Origin of the sequence: Endozoicomonas sp. 8E (assembly GCF_032883915.1) — a bacterium.
GTDB lineage: Bacteria > Pseudomonadota > Gammaproteobacteria > Pseudomonadales > Endozoicomonadaceae > Endozoicomonas_A.
Map to the genome: position 1 here is coordinate 4,359,954 of NZ_CP120717.1, position 15,004 is coordinate 4,374,957.

Genomic DNA, 15,004 nt, shown 5'->3' on the forward strand with positions numbered 1-15,004 from the left:
TATATTGCTTGCCAATGAATGATAATCCTCCGTCGCACCTTGTCAGCCTGATTCGTCAGCGCTCAAATAATAATTCCAGTCAAACGGCTATTCGTTTCTCTGAAAACCATCAATGGCAATCCATGAACTGGCAGCAGCTTGGAGGAAAAGTCGATAGCGTTTCCCGCTCTCTGCTAACAGACAATCTGCCTGTTCAAACCAATATCGGGATCTGGTCTCAGAACCTTCCTGAATGGACTATTGCGGACCTTGGCATTTTGCAGACTCGTTGTGTCACTGTGCCCATATACCCAACCAGTACCGCTGAGCAGGCTCGTTACATTATCGAAGATGCCGGGATTTCCGTCTTGTTTGTCGGCGAACAGGAGCAGTTCGATAGCGCACTGAAACTTCTGGACAATTGTGAATGTCTGGAGAAAGTCATTGTATTTGACTCCCGGACTGACCTGAAAGGCTGCGATAAAGCACTGTATTTCAGTGACTTTATGGCCAGTGCTCCCACTGAGTCCGAATTATTGACAGAACGCCTGAAAAATCAGTCTCTGGACGACCTCTACACCCTCATCTACACCTCGGGCACTACCGGTCAACCAAAAGGCGTTATGCTCGATTACAACAGCATCGGTGCATCGTTTGAGTCACATGATCTTCTGATTCATATTGACCATACCGATGTATCCATAGCGTTTTTGCCTCTGAGTCATATTTTTGAGAGGGCCTGGAGCTATTACGTACTGACCCGGGGAGCTGTTAACTGCTACCTGAAAGATCCGACCAAAATTGCGGAAGTATTGCCCACGCTGAAGCCAACGGTCGTCTGCGCGGTACCACGCTTCTACGAGAAGATTTATACCGGCGTGAATACTATGGTACAAAAGGGCTCTCCGGTTAAGCGCTTTATTTTCAAGATGGCTATGAAAGTCGGTCTCACCACCATGGAATTGAAACGCCAGGGCAAAACAGTACCCGGTTATCTGACAAGCCTGAATCAGCTGGCTGACAAAATGGTGTTCAGCAAAATCAAAGAAAAGCTCGGAGGGCGGATCCGTTTCATGCCCTGTGGCGGTGCCCGGCTGGATGACGAAATCAACCGTTTTTTCCATGCCCTTGGCATCAATGTCAAAGTAGGTTATGGCATGACTGAAACCACAGCAACTGTTACCTGCTTTCACGATACGGGTTACCAGTTTGGCAGCTGCGGCTCACCGCTTCCCGGCACTCAGGTTAAAATCGGGCAGGAAGGCGAGATACTGGTGAAAGGTCCGACCGTCATGCGCGGTTATTACAAAAAACCGGATGAAACAGCCAAAACCTTTGATGCCGATGGCTGGCTAAAAACCGGCGATGCAGGCCTTATTGATGGAACAGGCCAACTGCGTATTACCGAGCGCATCAAGGAGCTGATGAAAACGTCCAACGGCAAATACATTGCGCCCCAATACATAGAAGGCACTTTGGGCAAGGATCGGTTTATTGAACAGGTTGCTATCATTGCTGATGCCAGAAACTATGTCTCTGCCTTGATCGTACCGGCCTTTGAAGCACTGGAAGAGTACGCAAAGAGCATTAACCTGAAATACGAAAACAAAATGGAACTGATCCTCAATGCGGATATCCATGCCATGTTCCAGGATCGACTGGATCAGATTCAGGGAGAGCTGGCCCGATTCGAGCAGGTTAAGAAGTTCACCCTGCTGCCTCGTGAATTCTCCATCGAAATGGGAGAGATTACGCCAACACTGAAATTGCGCAGAAAGATCATCATGGAACGTTTCCGCAAGGAAGTCGAAGCCATGTACAAACCGGTCACCTCACCCTGACCTCCCGGCAGGCCATTCTCAAACAGGATGGCCTGACTTAATTTAGCCAGTTGCGAGCTTCTTGCTCATCTTCAAAAAATTGCACATCGCCAGAGATAAACCACTTGCTGACTTTGGTGGCAACCTCTTGCCACTTCTTATTGCCTAACAGGGCAACGCGATTGAAGTCTTTGCCATGTTTGAGGCCGAGTTTAAAGTCATCCCATGCGACCCGCGCTTCCCAACCCTGTAACTCGCGCAAGTCAAAAAACGCATCAATGCTTGGCGACTGAACACCTTCAAGTGCTGAATCAATCATCGGTGTAATGATCTGATAATCTTCGTGGGTAAGTTTGCCGACCGCTTTGAAATTGAGAAAGAAGTTCTGACCCGTTCTTTCGATGCCGATGTTTAATCCATGAGTTTCTGTTGACATGATCCTCTCCTTTTCTGTGCGTCCAAAATCAACCCATTATAGAAAAAAATCAAGATTTACTGACAAAGTTACCAACGGCAATCAGCTGTTAAAGAGTATAGTGTCTTGAATCAGGACATCGATCAGCAAGATGGTCTGATCATTTAAGAAAGAGGGGCATCGGTTTTAAACATGACACCTAAGCAGCGATCTTTGCAGGACTCTGAAACCAGCATCTGCTGCGAGCGGTTGCACGAATAGTAGCCCGCTTCACAGATAATCTAACAACCGGCGCGTTTTGCCAACGATGAGATCGATAGCGCTACTTACTGTCACAGTGTAAAGACCTACTTGGCTTCTCAATAGTCAATCGCCTATCATTCGCCGCTTCAGTTTTATTAGCCTGTCAACAGACTCTTCATTCATCTAAAGGTTTTAGTGCTCATGGAGCAATATAATTTCACCTATAACGATATCCATAACACCATTCGCACCTCAGCGGAAAAGATCAAAGCCTCCGGATTTGAGCCTGATTATCTCCTGGCCATTGGTGGCGGTGGGCTGATTCCAGCACGCATCATGCGCACCTACATCAACAAACCAATTCTGATTGTATCCCTCTCCCGTTACAGTGACGAGACAGGTACGGCACCATCAGAGACGCCAGTCAAACTCCAATGGCTGGAAACAGACACCAATCTGGACGGTAAAAAAGTTCTGGTTATTGATGAAGTCGATGATGAAAGAACCACTCTGCAGTTCACGCTGAATCATCTGTACGACACACACCCTGAAACCGAGTTTGCTGCATTCGTCGTACACAATAAGCTAAAAGAAAAGAAAGGCACCCTACCAGAGAGGTTGAGCCACTTCTTCACCGGTGAAGACATCCACGACTACTGGATTAACTACGCATGGGATGCTGAAAACATTGATCAATTCGGCAAAAAGTAAGCCAATGAAAGAAGTTGGCTGTTCATACCCACCCCGAGCCCTGCTGAAGGGCCGGGGAACAGGATAGATCAGGCCTGCCCCTGAATAACCGGAGCAGGACTGACCACATCAGCATTCTGGGCACGATGGCGCATCAGATGATCCATCAGGGTGATAGCCATCATGGCTTCAGCAATGGGTACGGCACGAATACCGACACAAGGATCGTGACGACCCTTTGTGACTACTTCAACGGGTTCGCCTTCCATATTGATGCTCCTGCCAGGCGCAGTCATGCTGGAAGTGGGTTTCAGGGCAATATGGGCAACAATATCCTGACCCGAGCTGATACCACCGAGAACACCACCGGCAGAATTGGACAGGAAGCCTTCTGGCGTCAACTCGTCACGGTGTTCTGTACCCTTCTGGACCACAGAGTCGAAGCCATCGCCTATCTCAATGCCTTTGACGGCATTAATGCTCATCAGAGAATGAGCCAGGTCGGCATCCAGACGATCAAAGACCGGCTCACCCAGTCCCGGCATTACGCCAGTAGCCATCACGGTCACTTTGGCACCGGTGGAATTACCATCACGACGCAAATCATCGATCAGTTTTTCCATGGCGGGCACTTTATCGGCATCCGGGCAGAAGAAAGGGTTGTTGCGAACTTCATCCCAGTCAATCTTGTCGATACTGATCGCGCCCAGCTGGGACAGATAACCTTTAATTTCGATGCCCTGACTTGCCAGGTATTTACGGGCAATCGCACCGGCTGCCACACGCATAGCCGTTTCACGAGCAGACGAACGCCCACCGCCACGGTAGTCACGAAAGCCGTATTTGTGGGTGTAGGTATAGTCAGCATGGCCAGGACGGAAACGATCCATGATATTGGAATAATCTTTGGAACGCTGATCCACATTTTCGATAAGCAGACCAATGGGGGTGCCGGTAGTTTTGCCTTCAAAAACGCCAGACAGAATCCTGACCTGATCAGGCTCACGACGCTGTGTCGTATATTTAGAGGTACCGGGCTTGCGCAGATCGAGATCCTTTTGCAGATCCGCTTCACTCAGAGGTATACCCGGAGGGCAGCCGTCCACTATACACCCCAGGGCAATGCCATGGGACTCACCAAAGGTCGTAACCTTGAAAACCTGGCCTATGCTGTTGCCTGCCATTTTGACTTCCCCCTCCTCTGACGGTTGTCCGTCGTTGCTCCCGTCAGGGATCTAATGCTCTAGTGTGAAACCTTTTTCCAGAAAAAGGTTTCAGTCATTCATAGCTGTTTAAGCCTGCTTTCTTCGCTCACGGCTGCTAAACAGAGGCTGATACTTACGACAGTTCCCGGCATCCAGTATCAGGATGCCATGGCCGCCTGCTTCAAACTCCGGCCAGATAAACGGCACATCAGGATACTCATCTCTCAGGGCCCAATGACTGTTACCTACTTCCAGCACCAGCAGACCCTTTTCATCCAGAAAGTCTGCGGCACGTGCCAGAATAACGCGGGCCATATCCAAACCATCTTCCCCCGCAGCCAGACCGAGTTCCGGCTCGTGGCTGAACTCGTCGGGGAAATCAGCCATATCTTCAGCATCCACATAGGGTGGATTGCTGACAATCAACTGATACTTTGGCTTTTCCGGAGCATGGTCGATCGCTTCAAAAAGATCAGAACGAATGGCCTGAACCCTGCCCCAGAGTTCATGACTGTCGATATTGATACCCGCCACTTCCAGAGCGTCTTCTGATATATCCAGTAAATCGACTGTGGCTTGAGGAAACTCATGGGCCGCAGCAATACCAATACAACCGGAACCTGAACAAAGATCCAGCACCCTTTCGACCTGGACGTCCATCAGCCAAGGTTGAAACTGTTGCTGAATCAGCTCGGCAATCGGTGAACGAGGCACCAACACTCGCTCATCAACGTAATAGGGTTGACCGCAGAACCAGGCCTGATTGACAAGGTAAGCCAACGGTTTGCGCTCTGAAATTCTGCGCTCGATCAGCTCTGCTACTCTCCCCTGCTCATTCAGGGAAAGTCGGCAGTCCATGTAGGGTTCCGGCAATTCCCAGGGCAACTGCAACACCTGAAACACCAGATGAAAAGCCTCATCCAGAGCATTATCACTGCCATGCCCGAAAAACAGCTCGGCTTCGTTAAATCGTGATGCTGCCCAGCGAATGAAGTCTCGGATACTGACCAGACCATCATAAGACTTGTTGACCCTGCAGGACTTGCCGGTATGGGTCTCACTGATTTCTGTCACTCTCTCTCCTCAGGGTCACTATCAGGATCTCCCCTGCAAAACCGCCATAAGGTAGCATATTCAGGCACTGGCAAAGAACCACTTTTTCGCCGCAAACGGCTCCGAACAGCCTGCCACGGTATTAGTCAGACCACAATTAGGGTTAAAATACCTTCATTTCAGGCTACCGTGGGCCTGTAAAATCTGTTTAAAAATGAGCGCAGAGTCATGACCGAAAACGATAACGACGATCAGGAAGGCCTGTTCAAAGAAGCCATGATGGACGTGCAGCCATTGAAGAAAGCCAACCGCTCTGCCGAGCTCAAAAAACCGGCGACTAAAGTGCCCGAGAGTACCCTCAGAGCCCGTCGGCAGGCTGCTCAGATGGAAGATAAGCCGGGGGGAGCCGCTCTTTCGGAAGCCTGGGTTGAACCTATAGAACCAGAGCAAAAACTGGTCTACAGCAGATCAGGTATTCAACATACCCGTATGCGTCAGCTACGCCAGGGACTATTGCCTATCCAGTATCAACTGGATCTCCACGGTTACAGGATCGAGGAAGCCAGAGAGCTGATTTCAGAGTTTCTATTGTTCTGCCGCAATGAAGGCATGCAGTGCGTTCGAATTATCCATGGCAAATCACACCGCAGTACCAATCGCCAGAACACCCTGAAAAGTCATGTCAATCACTGGCTGCGACAGCTTCCGGAAGTTCTGGCATTTTGTTCAGCACCACCTTCAGAAGGCGGGACCGGGTCGCTTCTTGTGCTTCTGAAGAGAAAAGCCTGATAGCCCTCCACAAACAGCTTCAACACTCAGCCTGAATAATGTGTTGAGATTTTTTCACACAGAGGAAACTTCTGCTTCCATGAGAATGGCGGACTCCTCCTGATGGAGGGACTCCCATTGATTCAGGGCATCAATAGCCAATTGTCTGCCCACAGCCGCAATCTCGTTAAAGCGGTGAAATTCATAGAACTGACAGATGTTACGAGGTACGTTGACCAGGACATCTGGCTGATAGCCCGCCATTTTGTATCGGGAAAGTGACTCCTGCATCACTTCCATGGATTGGTTGGAAATTTCCATCAGGCTCATGGAAGCGCTGAGTTCATCCTGGGACTTTTTACTCTCATTGACACCTACAAACTTATCAATAAGCCCATCAAAAATGGATTTCTTTTCCTTCTCTCTCTCATCAAGCCCATCACTTTTCTGAAAAGGTTTACCCAACAGATCAACAGCCACAACCATATCGGCCAGAGCGGACCCTGCAGGTGCCATTGGCAAAGGATTAAGCACACCGCCATCTACCAGCACCTGACCATGTATTTCTACTGGACTGAACAAAGAAGGAATGGCACTGGAAGCACGAATTGCCGTCACCAGATCACCACGCTGGAACCAGACTTCCTTGCGATAAGTCAAACTGGTAGCCACCGCTGTATAGGGAATCGGCAGATCTTCTATACGACAGTCGCCAATAATGTCGCGCATGCGTTCAAACAGGCGGTCACCCTTGATGACACCCGGACGCCCCAAAGAAATATCCAGCAAACGGATAATCTCGAACGAATCAAGGGTTTCAGCCCATTGACAGTATTCGTTCAGTTTACCCGTGGCCCAGAGACCACCGATCAATGAGCCCATGGAAGAGCCGGCTATTGCCGTAATTTTGTACCCTCTGGCCTCCAGCTCCCGAATGACCCCGACATGGGCATAACCCCGGGCACCACCACTGCCCAAGACCAGAGCTACTCTTTTTGTCATTGCTCTTGTGTCCTGTGTTTTGCTTACGTTGGGCAATAGCATGAACCCAGTCAAGCCACAGGTCTATAGCATCTGGATACTTTTCCTGAGTCGTGATTATTAATGAAAGCAATGGCAACAAAAGCAGAACTCATTTTTTCGCTGACTGGAATTTGAGTGTCATAGAAATACACCCCTGTGTCATTTTGCCCTGCAGGGGACAATTTCTTAGCGAATCTTGATATAAAAGGAAGAGTGGGTACTCGCCAGCAGGTGTAACTGCAGGCTTATTAACTCAAGCTGAATAATTCCCGCTTTCGAGGCTGTCGCAAAAGCCCAACTACTCCTTCCCACGCTCTGATTTGGGAAATATTAGCGATCATCCGCACTCAATGGCTAATGATCGCTAAAACCCAAAATTTAAAACTGTCGCATGGGGGTGGCAAGTTTTTTGGAGTTACCTGCGCTCATGAAGCTGCTTAATGGTTTTGCAACACCCTCGCTCTGCGTGGGAATGCATACCTCCCCCTTAAAAGCGGACTCTGCAGCGCGAGATAGGTATGGGCACCCACGCTGGAGCATGGGAACCAGAGTTTTGCGACAGCCTCCTTCGCGGGAATGACGACCTCCTACTTAGCGACCATCATGATGCTGATTTTGAACTGGCCAAAGTCCCAGTTGTGTGATCCAGACAGACAACCCAGTTCTCTCTTCGGGCACCATCCAGTCAACGTCCATTCTGGCAATATCATCAAGCTCCATGCCACTCCAGGCGAAGAAGCGCTTGAGACGTTTACGCCTGGAGTCGATCTCGGTACCGTGCCCCATAGTTCGGGCAATACGGGACAGGTTGACTGAACCCATCTGGATGAGGCCAAAAAACAACCAGCGCAATAAGGCCAATATGGGATTGATGCCAGCCAAGAGAGGTTTTAAGATGCTTTGCCAGTGAATGGTTGTGTTTCACGAAAGTTGACTGCTTGAGGTAATGAGCTTGCAGAAAACCTGCTATCAGCCACCTATTCACCCTTTCATATCAATCTTTGTCTCGAAATTTTCCCTTACAGAGGTCATTTTGTCAGTTAAGTGCCTCCCTGAAGATACCCATCGCTTCTGAAGAGGCGGGGCAACAGAAAACTCTCCTGCCAAAAGCTGGTAGAGAGCGTTTAAATCACTTTCAAGTCCGATGGTCAAATGGCCTTGTTATCATGGTTTGACGGCTGTTTTTAAATAAGAAGAAATTTGTGGTTTCACTACCAGCTTCATTGTCAACTTAATAGTGAATTCAGCAGCTACTGCCGCTGCTTTTACCTTACGATCAGGTAATTTCCCACAAGAATTAGCGGCAGCAGCGAGACTTTTAGAGATATTCACCAGACCTCTGGTGGCGGATCGGAATGTTATGTCAGAGACACCTTTTGAAATCAAATTCTCTTCAACTTGACGACACCCTACCTCTCGGGCTCGGAATCTTCCTGAGTCACCCCGGGCAACACCATTGGCCATGCAGCCTGAGCTTGTTCTTAAATGGGCAGGCCAGTTTTGACCGCAAAGTTTTTCCAAGATCATATTAATATCCTTGTCATAAGACTTTACTTCGATACTTTAACAGTAGGGATTGGGTTCACATCTCGCAATTAGATCAAAGTATTACCTGTTGCTTAAAACCTTCTCAGCATAAGAACTTTTCTATAAGCACAGGGAACTAAATACATAGACAATGATTTAAGGCTATAAGCCATTTGAAAAATCAGAGACAGGAGTATGAGATATGAACGGAACCACACCACCCGGCACACCAAGTCCCACTTTATCAACAGCCGACCGATAATTGCCCTGTTTGTCTCGAATCCTTTGCCGGAAGGGAAGTCAGGATTCTCGAAGATTGCCGCCATATGTTTCACAAAGACTGCCTGGCGCTCTGGCTATCGGCCAATAATAACTGTCCTATGTGCAGAACCAGTCTCGGGGCAAGGGAAGTACGACCAGAGCCTGCCATGCAGTCGAGCTTTCTAGTACATAACTCCAGTTTCTTTGTCCTGCAGCAATGCCGGAATTTTCCATTCTGGCATTCTTCTCCCTGATTCAGATCAGGGTGACCTATGCCAGCTCAATACCGTATCCGCCTGTCCATAGACGAACAGCAGCAATTAAAAGACCTCATTCACCAGACCAAGGTGGCCAAGCATAAACGTATTCATGCCCAGATCCTCCTGTGTCTCGATGAAAACGGGCCAAAACTGACGGAGCTCCAGACCAGCCAAACCTGTGGTGTTTCAACGAAAACGGTTCAGAGAACACGCAAACGCTGTGTACTTGAAGGGCTGGATATTGCTGTTAATAGCAAGTTCAATGGCATTGCCCGCCCAAGAAAACTCCAGGGGGAGCAGCAGGCGGCATTGACAGCTCTGGCTTGCTCAACACCACCAGAAGGTCATAGCCGCTGGACGCTACAGCTTCTCGCTGACCGTATGGTTGAGTTGGAGCATGTCAATTCCATCTCGCATCAAACCATTGGCCGAGAGTTAAAAAAAACGAGTTGAAGCCTTGGCAGAAAAAGGAGTGGTGTATTCCAAAAAAAGCAAACGCAGAATTTGTTTGCGCTATGGAACGTGTTTTGGATGTTTATCAACAACCACATGATCCGAATCGACCACTGATCTGTATGGATGAGAGCAGTAAGCAGCATACTTTGGAGGTCAGGACTCCACTCCCTATGAAGCCTGGCCAACCCCTAAAATATGACAATGAGTATGAGCGCAATGGTGTGAGTTCTCTCTTCATGTTTTTTGCGCCACTGGAAGGTTGGCGACATATCGAGGTGACTGATAGCCGAACTGCCTGCGACTGGGCTCACCAGATCAAACAGCTGGTTGATGTTCACTTCCCAAAAGCTGATGTCATCCGTCTTGTCATGGATAACCTGAACACACATACACCTGCATCTCTTTATAAAGCCTTTGAACCAGGAGAGGCTCATCGGTTGGCCAGTAAGTTGGAAATCATCTATACACCCAAGCATGGAAGCTGGCTCAACATGGCAGAGATTGAATTGAGTATTCTCAGTCGTCAGTGTTTAAGTAGACGCATACCCGATCAGGCCGCACTGAAATCAGAGATTGAAGCGTGGGAGTCCCAGCGTAATGGTGTAGAAAGCAAAATGGAATGGCGATTTACGACCGAGGATGCTCGGGTAAAACTCAAGAAGCTTTACCCGACGATCAAATCGGAGTGATGTACTAGTTTCGACGATTGATAGGATAGACACCTTAGGAGGCGGTTTGTTGCCTGTGCTGGAAAATTTAGGCTTCTCTCAACGTGGGCTGCTGACATGGCGCCCTCAGGCAGGGAATTTAGTCGATGACTCAGTCAGAGTTGAATACCGCTAATTAAAAGAAATCACTGGTGACTTCCCCTGGAGGCGCTTGGGTTGCTGCTTTCTCGGGATTTTTCTATCTGGAAACTGTTGTACCATTAGCCCGACTTGGTGGTAATGGTGCATTTCGCCTTTATCTGTCATGCTTTGTTCTAAAAAACTGCCCTAATCCGGCAAAAGCGGGCTGAGGTAAATCATGCGTCTTGAAAATGTGCGTCTACATCAACAGGAAGGCCTGTTTGATATCCTTTTTAATCAGGGCATGATCCTGAGCATTACTCCCGCTGCAACTCAACGCCAGCCTGACACTGATAGCCTTGACGCCGGGGGTAAGCTGGCACTCCCTCCCTTCATTGATCCTCATGTCCATCTGGATACCTGTCTAACGGCAGGTGAACCCGTCTGGAATCGCACAGGTACCCTCTTTGAAGGGATTCAAAACTGGTCTGAGCGCAAGAAAAAACTGACTCACGACGACGTCAGGCAACGAGCCAAAAAAGCACTTGCCTGGTATACAGGCCAAGGCGTGCAGCATGTTCGCAGTCATGTTGATACCACCGACCCGGGTCTTACCGCGGTTCATGCTCTGCTTGAGCTGAAAGAAGAAGTTAAAGATCTGATTGATATCCAGCTGGTCGCCTTTCCGCAGGAAGGCATCCCATCTTTCCCTAAAGGTGCAGAGCTTCTCGAAGAAGCCATGAAGCTGGGCTGTGATGCCATCGGCGCTATTCCCCATTTTGAATACACCCGTGAATATGCTCTGGACTCTCTTAATACCGCCTTTGACCTTGCGGAAAAATACGACAGCCTGATCGACATTCACTGCGATGAGATAGACGACGAACAATCCCGATTTGTCGAGACTGTTGCCTGTCTGGCTCTGGAACGCAACATGGGCCAGCGTGTAACTGCCAGTCATACTACTGCCATGCATTCCTATAACAACGCCTATGTAGTGAAGCTGATGCGGCTATTGAAGCGGTCAGGCATACACTTCATTGCCAACCCGGTGACCAACCTGAATCTTCAGGGGCGAATGGATTCTTACCCGAAACGCCGGGGTATTACTCGTATTCCAGAACTGCTTGAGGCCGGTGTAAATGTTTGCTTCGGTCAGGACGACATTGTTGACCAATGGTTCCCGATGCAGGGCTGCAATATGCTACAAGTGTTGTTTACAGGTCTGGTGGGCTGTCAAATGACAGGGCTGGACCAGATTAATCAGGGCATTGACCTGATTACCATTAACAGTGCGAAATGCCTGAATATTCAGGACCAATACGGGATTGAAGAAGGGAAACCCGGCAACCTGATTCTGCTGGATTCAGAGACTGTATTTGATGCTATCAGACGTCAGTCAGTGGTAACCCACTCCTTTCGCAACGGTCAGCTGATTGCACAAACCAGACCTGCAGAATCATCCATCAGTGCTAATCACTCGCTGTCTGGCCATATCGATTATTCTTTCTGCCCTCAATAAGCTTTTCACAGCCTCTAATAGAGATTCTGAGAGGCAGATTCTTCCCTCTCAGAATCTACCTGCTAAAAAAATAATTGCCTCCCTCTTGGGGAGGCAATGTAATTCAAGGTAGAATGACTACCTTAAAATTAAAACATAGCCCGGTGCAGTCGCATCCAGGGCAGCCAACCCGCCCTTTTTAATCGTAACCAAACCATGAAAAACAGCGATTTACAGGCTCGCTTCAACGCCATACGCTCCAACAAGCTATTTGAACTCTTTGTCGTTAGTATCATCATCTTCTCTGCCCTGGTCATTGGCGCAAAGACTTATAACCTGCCACCGTACCTTGAAGGCACTATCAGCGTGCTGGATGTTGGTATTACACTCTTTTTTCTGGTGGAAATACTGATCCGCTTTTTTGGTGAAGAGAACAAAAAAAATTTCTTCAAGTCCGGCTGGAATCTCTTTGACACCCTGATAGTGCTCGTCAGCCTGATCCCGGTCAGCGGTACCGAGATGGCTCTGGTGGGTCGATTAATCAGAATTTTCCGGGTACTGCGGATGATATCTGTCATCCCCGAGCTTCGACTTCTGCTGAACTCACTGCTGAAAGCCTTGCCGCAACTCGGTTATGTCATGTTGCTGATGTTCATTATTTTTTATATCTATGCCGCTGTTGGCAGCACCTTCTTCCTGAAAATCAATCCTGAACTCTGGGGTAATATCTCCATCAGTATGCTAACCCTGTTCAGGGTCATGACTTTCGAAGACTGGACCGATGTCATGTATGAAACCATGACTGTCTATCCACTGAGCTGGGCCTACTATCTCAGTTTTATTTTCTTCACGACCTTCGCCTTTCTGAACATGATCATCGGTATTGTCGTCAATGTTCTGGAGGAAGAGCGTCAAAAAGTGCGCAGTGAAGAAGAAGCTATCAAGAGAGAGGGCCAACCCACCCTTGAACATTTGCAGCAACAGTTGAACGAAATCAAACGCCTGCTGCAAAAGAAAAGCTAATCATCGGGTCTTTGCCAGACTGTTTAGTCTGGCAGGTTGGGGATATTCAGAACAAACGGTTCAAACCATCCAAGGTGGCCACACGGTAGGCTTCCGCCATAGTGGGATAGTTGAATGTGGTGTTCAGGAAGTAGCGGATATTATTAGCCTCCCCTTTCTGGGACATCACAGCCTGACCGATGTGCACGATCTCCGATGCCTGGTCACCAAAGCAGTGGATTCCCAGCACTTCACCGGTCTCACGGTGGAACAGGATTTTCAGCATACCCACGGTTTCGCCGGTAATCTGGGCCCGGGCCAGCCTTGAGAAGAAAGCTTTGCCCACTTCATAGGGCACAGCAGCAGCTGTCAACTCTTCTTCGGTTTTACCCAGCGAGCTGATTTCCGGAATGGTATAGATACCGGTCGGTACTTCGTTGACAAAACGCCACTGTCCGATATTTTCCATATTACCTGCCGCGGACCTGCCCTGATCATAAGCGGCACTGGCCAGACTGGGCCAGCCAATGACGTCACCTGCTGCATAGATATGATCGATCTCTGTCTGATAATTCTCATTAACAGACAGCTGTCCGCGGCTGTTTGGCTTCAGACCTATCAGTTCAAGGCCCATATCCTGAGTATTGCCCGTTCTGCCATTGGCCCACAATAGAATATCCGCTTTCAGCTTCTTGCCTGATTTCAGGTGCATCACCACGCCGTCATCCAGCATTTCCACTTTCTGGTATTCCTCATTGTGGCGAATGATGACGTTCATTTTACGCAGCTGATAGCCCAGAGCATCGGAAATCTCTTTATCCAGAAAAGAGAGCAGACGATCACGGGTATCCACCAGATCCACCAGCACACCCAGACCCGAGAAAATGGAAGCATACTCGGAACCGATAACACCAGCTCCATAAATAATCATCCGGCGTGGAGTGGTGGTTAGCTGAAGAATAGAATCACTGTCGTAAATCCGTGGATGACGAAAGTTGACATCCGCAGGCTGGTAAGGACGGGAGCCGGTGGCAATCAGGATATTGGCACCGTGAAGCTTTTCAACATGACCATTATCCTGCTGAACCTCGATGGTATGCTCGTCAACAAAGGAGGCATGGCCAAAATAAAGATCAATCCGGTTTCGGGCATAATATAAGGTGCGCGACTGTACCTGCTTCTGAATGACGCGTTCAGCCGTTTTCAAAACCTTGGGAAAACTGAACCAGCGAGGCTCACCAATTTCACGGAACATGGGATTGGTATTGAAGTCCATGATCTGTTTGACAGAGTGTCGCAGAGCCTTGGAAGGTATAGTGCCCAGGTGGGTACAGTTACCACCTACAAACGCATTCTGTTCAACGACCGCAACCTTCTTGCCCAGCTTGACAGCATTCATTGCCGCCCCTTCGCCCGCCGGCCCGGAACCCAGCACAACCAGATCGTAGTGACTTACGCCCATCCTTTAACCCCTCAAAGCGGTCCAGACAGCATTGCATCAAGTCATGAACTATGTGCCCAGAGGTCCATGATAATGCAAGGCTCCCATATTTTTATTAATTTTCTCAGAGGCTATCCACGAACTTTAGAAGGAACAGCCTCTTAACATTCAATACCGGAACAATCGGTCATCCGTATTGGGAAACTCCGGTTTTTCCAGATATTATTCGCACTCCTCCTACGGAGCAGAAAGCCCATTCAGAGAGCAAATCAGGTCTTCTTAACAGTCTTTTCGGCAGTCGCATCGTAAAACAGATGCTCCATATCCTTATGCTGAACTTCAGAGAAAGGGTCGTTCTTGTCCCCACCACCACAGATCATGCAGCCATCCTTCAGGCCAAGGGTGCTCAAACCACCACAGGACCCCTTGATAGGCTTGTTGGCAACAATTACACCAATGGCCATCAAGGCCATCAGCAGCAAAAAGATTCCAAATGTTATCAGCATCAGTGTCATGATATTGCCCTCCTGACAAGAGGCCCGTAGCTAAAGAAAACACTCATGTTCATCAAG

Annotated in this window: 14 protein-coding genes and 1 pseudogene; 7 read left to right on the forward strand and 8 right to left on the reverse strand. The window is 48.7% G+C overall.

Translation table 11 applies throughout. The annotated features are described in order from the left end of the window. Positions 1 to 14 precede the first annotated feature (14 nt). A complete protein-coding gene (locus tag P6910_RS14160) occupies positions 15 to 1,820 on the forward strand; it encodes a long-chain fatty acid--CoA ligase (RefSeq protein WP_317141935.1) in 1,806 nt (601 codons plus the stop codon). Between the two features lie 37 nt (positions 1,821 to 1,857). Here P6910_RS14160 and P6910_RS14165 read toward each other — a convergent pair whose 3' ends face one another. After that, positions 1,858 to 2,235, reverse strand: a complete 378-nt coding sequence (locus P6910_RS14165) for an STAS/SEC14 domain-containing protein (RefSeq protein WP_317141936.1) — start codon at positions 2,233 to 2,235, stop codon at positions 1,858 to 1,860. Between the two features lie 423 nt (positions 2,236 to 2,658). Here P6910_RS14165 and P6910_RS14170 point away from each other — a divergent pair, with 423 nt between their 5' ends. Further along, positions 2,659 to 3,168: a phosphoribosyltransferase gene (locus P6910_RS14170; protein ID WP_317141937.1), complete on the forward strand. Its 510-nt coding sequence runs from the start codon at positions 2,659 to 2,661 to the stop codon at positions 3,166 to 3,168. Between the two features lie 68 nt (positions 3,169 to 3,236). Here the strand turns inward: P6910_RS14170 and aroC are convergent, their stop codons facing one another. Both aroC and prmB read right to left on the reverse strand, forming a co-directional pair. Beyond that, positions 3,237 to 4,331 carry a chorismate synthase gene (aroC, locus tag P6910_RS14175; protein ID WP_317141938.1) on the reverse strand — a complete coding sequence of 365 codons (1,095 nt, stop codon included), beginning with the start codon at positions 4,329 to 4,331 and terminating at the stop codon, positions 3,237 to 3,239. A 108-nt stretch (positions 4,332 to 4,439) separates the two neighbouring features. Next, complete coding sequence (gene prmB, locus P6910_RS14180; protein WP_317141939.1) at positions 4,440 to 5,426, reverse strand: 50S ribosomal protein L3 N(5)-glutamine methyltransferase; 987 nt, start codon at positions 5,424 to 5,426, stop codon at positions 4,440 to 4,442. A 207-nt stretch (positions 5,427 to 5,633) separates the two neighbouring features. Between prmB and P6910_RS14185 the strand changes: the two genes are divergently transcribed. Further along, the gene (locus tag P6910_RS14185) at positions 5,634 to 6,194 is read left to right on the forward strand and encodes a Smr/MutS family protein (protein ID WP_317141940.1); all 561 of its coding nucleotides are present in this window, start codon (positions 5,634 to 5,636) and stop codon (positions 6,192 to 6,194) included. 54 nt (positions 6,195 to 6,248) lie between these two features. Here the strand turns inward: P6910_RS14185 and P6910_RS14190 are convergent, their stop codons facing one another. From P6910_RS14190 to P6910_RS14200, 3 genes are all read right to left on the reverse strand, one after another. Continuing rightward, positions 6,249 to 7,175: a patatin-like phospholipase family protein gene (locus P6910_RS14190; protein ID WP_317141941.1), complete on the reverse strand. Its 927-nt coding sequence runs from the start codon at positions 7,173 to 7,175 to the stop codon at positions 6,249 to 6,251. Positions 7,176 to 7,787: 612 nt separating this feature from the next. Next, complete coding sequence (locus P6910_RS14195; RefSeq protein WP_317141942.1) at positions 7,788 to 8,018, reverse strand: hypothetical protein; 231 nt, start codon at positions 8,016 to 8,018, stop codon at positions 7,788 to 7,790. Between the two features lie 342 nt (positions 8,019 to 8,360). Continuing rightward, on the reverse strand, positions 8,361 to 8,723 hold the full coding sequence (locus P6910_RS14200; RefSeq protein ID WP_317141943.1) for a hypothetical protein: 363 nt from the start codon (positions 8,721 to 8,723) through the stop codon (positions 8,361 to 8,363). 269 nt (positions 8,724 to 8,992) lie between these two features. Here P6910_RS14200 and P6910_RS26850 point away from each other — a divergent pair. The 4 genes and pseudogenes from P6910_RS26850 to P6910_RS14215 all read left to right on the forward strand — a co-directional run. Then, positions 8,993 to 9,238 (forward strand): annotated as a pseudogene (locus P6910_RS26850) (RING finger domain-containing protein); the annotation flags it as partial. Positions 9,239 to 9,256: 18 nt separating this feature from the next. Continuing rightward, a protein-coding gene (locus P6910_RS14205; RefSeq protein WP_317141894.1) for an IS630 family transposase occupies positions 9,257 to 10,389 on the forward strand; the annotation gives its coding sequence in 2 pieces (ribosomal slippage) (positions 9,257 to 9,677 and positions 9,677 to 10,389; 1,134 coding nt in all). Between the two features lie 337 nt (positions 10,390 to 10,726). Then, positions 10,727 to 12,010 carry a cytosine deaminase gene (gene codA / locus P6910_RS14210; protein ID WP_317141944.1) on the forward strand — a complete coding sequence of 428 codons (1,284 nt, stop codon included), beginning with the start codon at positions 10,727 to 10,729 and terminating at the stop codon, positions 12,008 to 12,010. A 195-nt stretch (positions 12,011 to 12,205) separates the two neighbouring features. Continuing rightward, complete coding sequence (locus P6910_RS14215; RefSeq protein ID WP_317141945.1) at positions 12,206 to 13,012, forward strand: ion transporter; 807 nt, start codon at positions 12,206 to 12,208, stop codon at positions 13,010 to 13,012. Positions 13,013 to 13,058: 46 nt separating this feature from the next. On the opposite strand, the gene sthA is transcribed toward P6910_RS14215, so the two are convergent. Together sthA and nqrM are read right to left on the reverse strand one after the other, a co-directional pair. Then, on the reverse strand, positions 13,059 to 14,453 hold the full coding sequence (gene sthA / locus P6910_RS14220) for a Si-specific NAD(P)(+) transhydrogenase (RefSeq protein WP_317141946.1): 1,395 nt from the start codon (positions 14,451 to 14,453) through the stop codon (positions 13,059 to 13,061). 248 nt (positions 14,454 to 14,701) lie between these two features. Continuing rightward, positions 14,702 to 14,947 (reverse strand): (Na+)-NQR maturation NqrM, encoded by a 246-nt coding sequence (gene nqrM / locus P6910_RS14225; protein ID WP_317141947.1) that lies wholly within the window; start codon positions 14,945 to 14,947, stop codon positions 14,702 to 14,704. Positions 14,948 to 15,004 lie beyond the last annotated feature (57 nt).

Coding starts and splice junctions, on each gene's coding strand:
- P6910_RS14165 (WP_317141936.1), bottom strand. CDS start 2,235: ATGTCAACAGAAACTCATGGATTAAACATCGGCATCGAAAGAACGGGT.
- P6910_RS14170 (WP_317141937.1), top strand. CDS start 2,659: ATGGAGCAATATAATTTCACCTATAACGATATCCATAACACCATTCGC.
- sthA (WP_317141946.1), bottom strand. CDS start 14,453: ATGGGCGTAAGTCACTACGATCTGGTTGTGCTGGGTTCCGGGCCGGCG.
- P6910_RS14215 (WP_317141945.1), top strand. CDS start 12,206: ATGAAAAACAGCGATTTACAGGCTCGCTTCAACGCCATACGCTCCAAC.
- nqrM (WP_317141947.1), bottom strand. CDS start 14,947: ATGACACTGATGCTGATAACATTTGGAATCTTTTTGCTGCTGATGGCC.
- P6910_RS14195 (WP_317141942.1), bottom strand. CDS start 8,018: ATGGGTTCAGTCAACCTGTCCCGTATTGCCCGAACTATGGGGCACGGT.
- P6910_RS14185 (WP_317141940.1), top strand. CDS start 5,634: ATGACCGAAAACGATAACGACGATCAGGAAGGCCTGTTCAAAGAAGCC.
- P6910_RS14190 (WP_317141941.1), bottom strand. CDS start 7,175: ATGACAAAAAGAGTAGCTCTGGTCTTGGGCAGTGGTGGTGCCCGGGGT.
- aroC (WP_317141938.1), bottom strand. CDS start 4,331: ATGGCAGGCAACAGCATAGGCCAGGTTTTCAAGGTTACGACCTTTGGT.
- codA (WP_317141944.1), top strand. CDS start 10,727: ATGCGTCTTGAAAATGTGCGTCTACATCAACAGGAAGGCCTGTTTGAT.
- P6910_RS14200 (WP_317141943.1), bottom strand. CDS start 8,723: ATGATCTTGGAAAAACTTTGCGGTCAAAACTGGCCTGCCCATTTAAGA.
- P6910_RS14160 (WP_317141935.1), top strand. CDS start 15: ATGAATGATAATCCTCCGTCGCACCTTGTCAGCCTGATTCGTCAGCGC.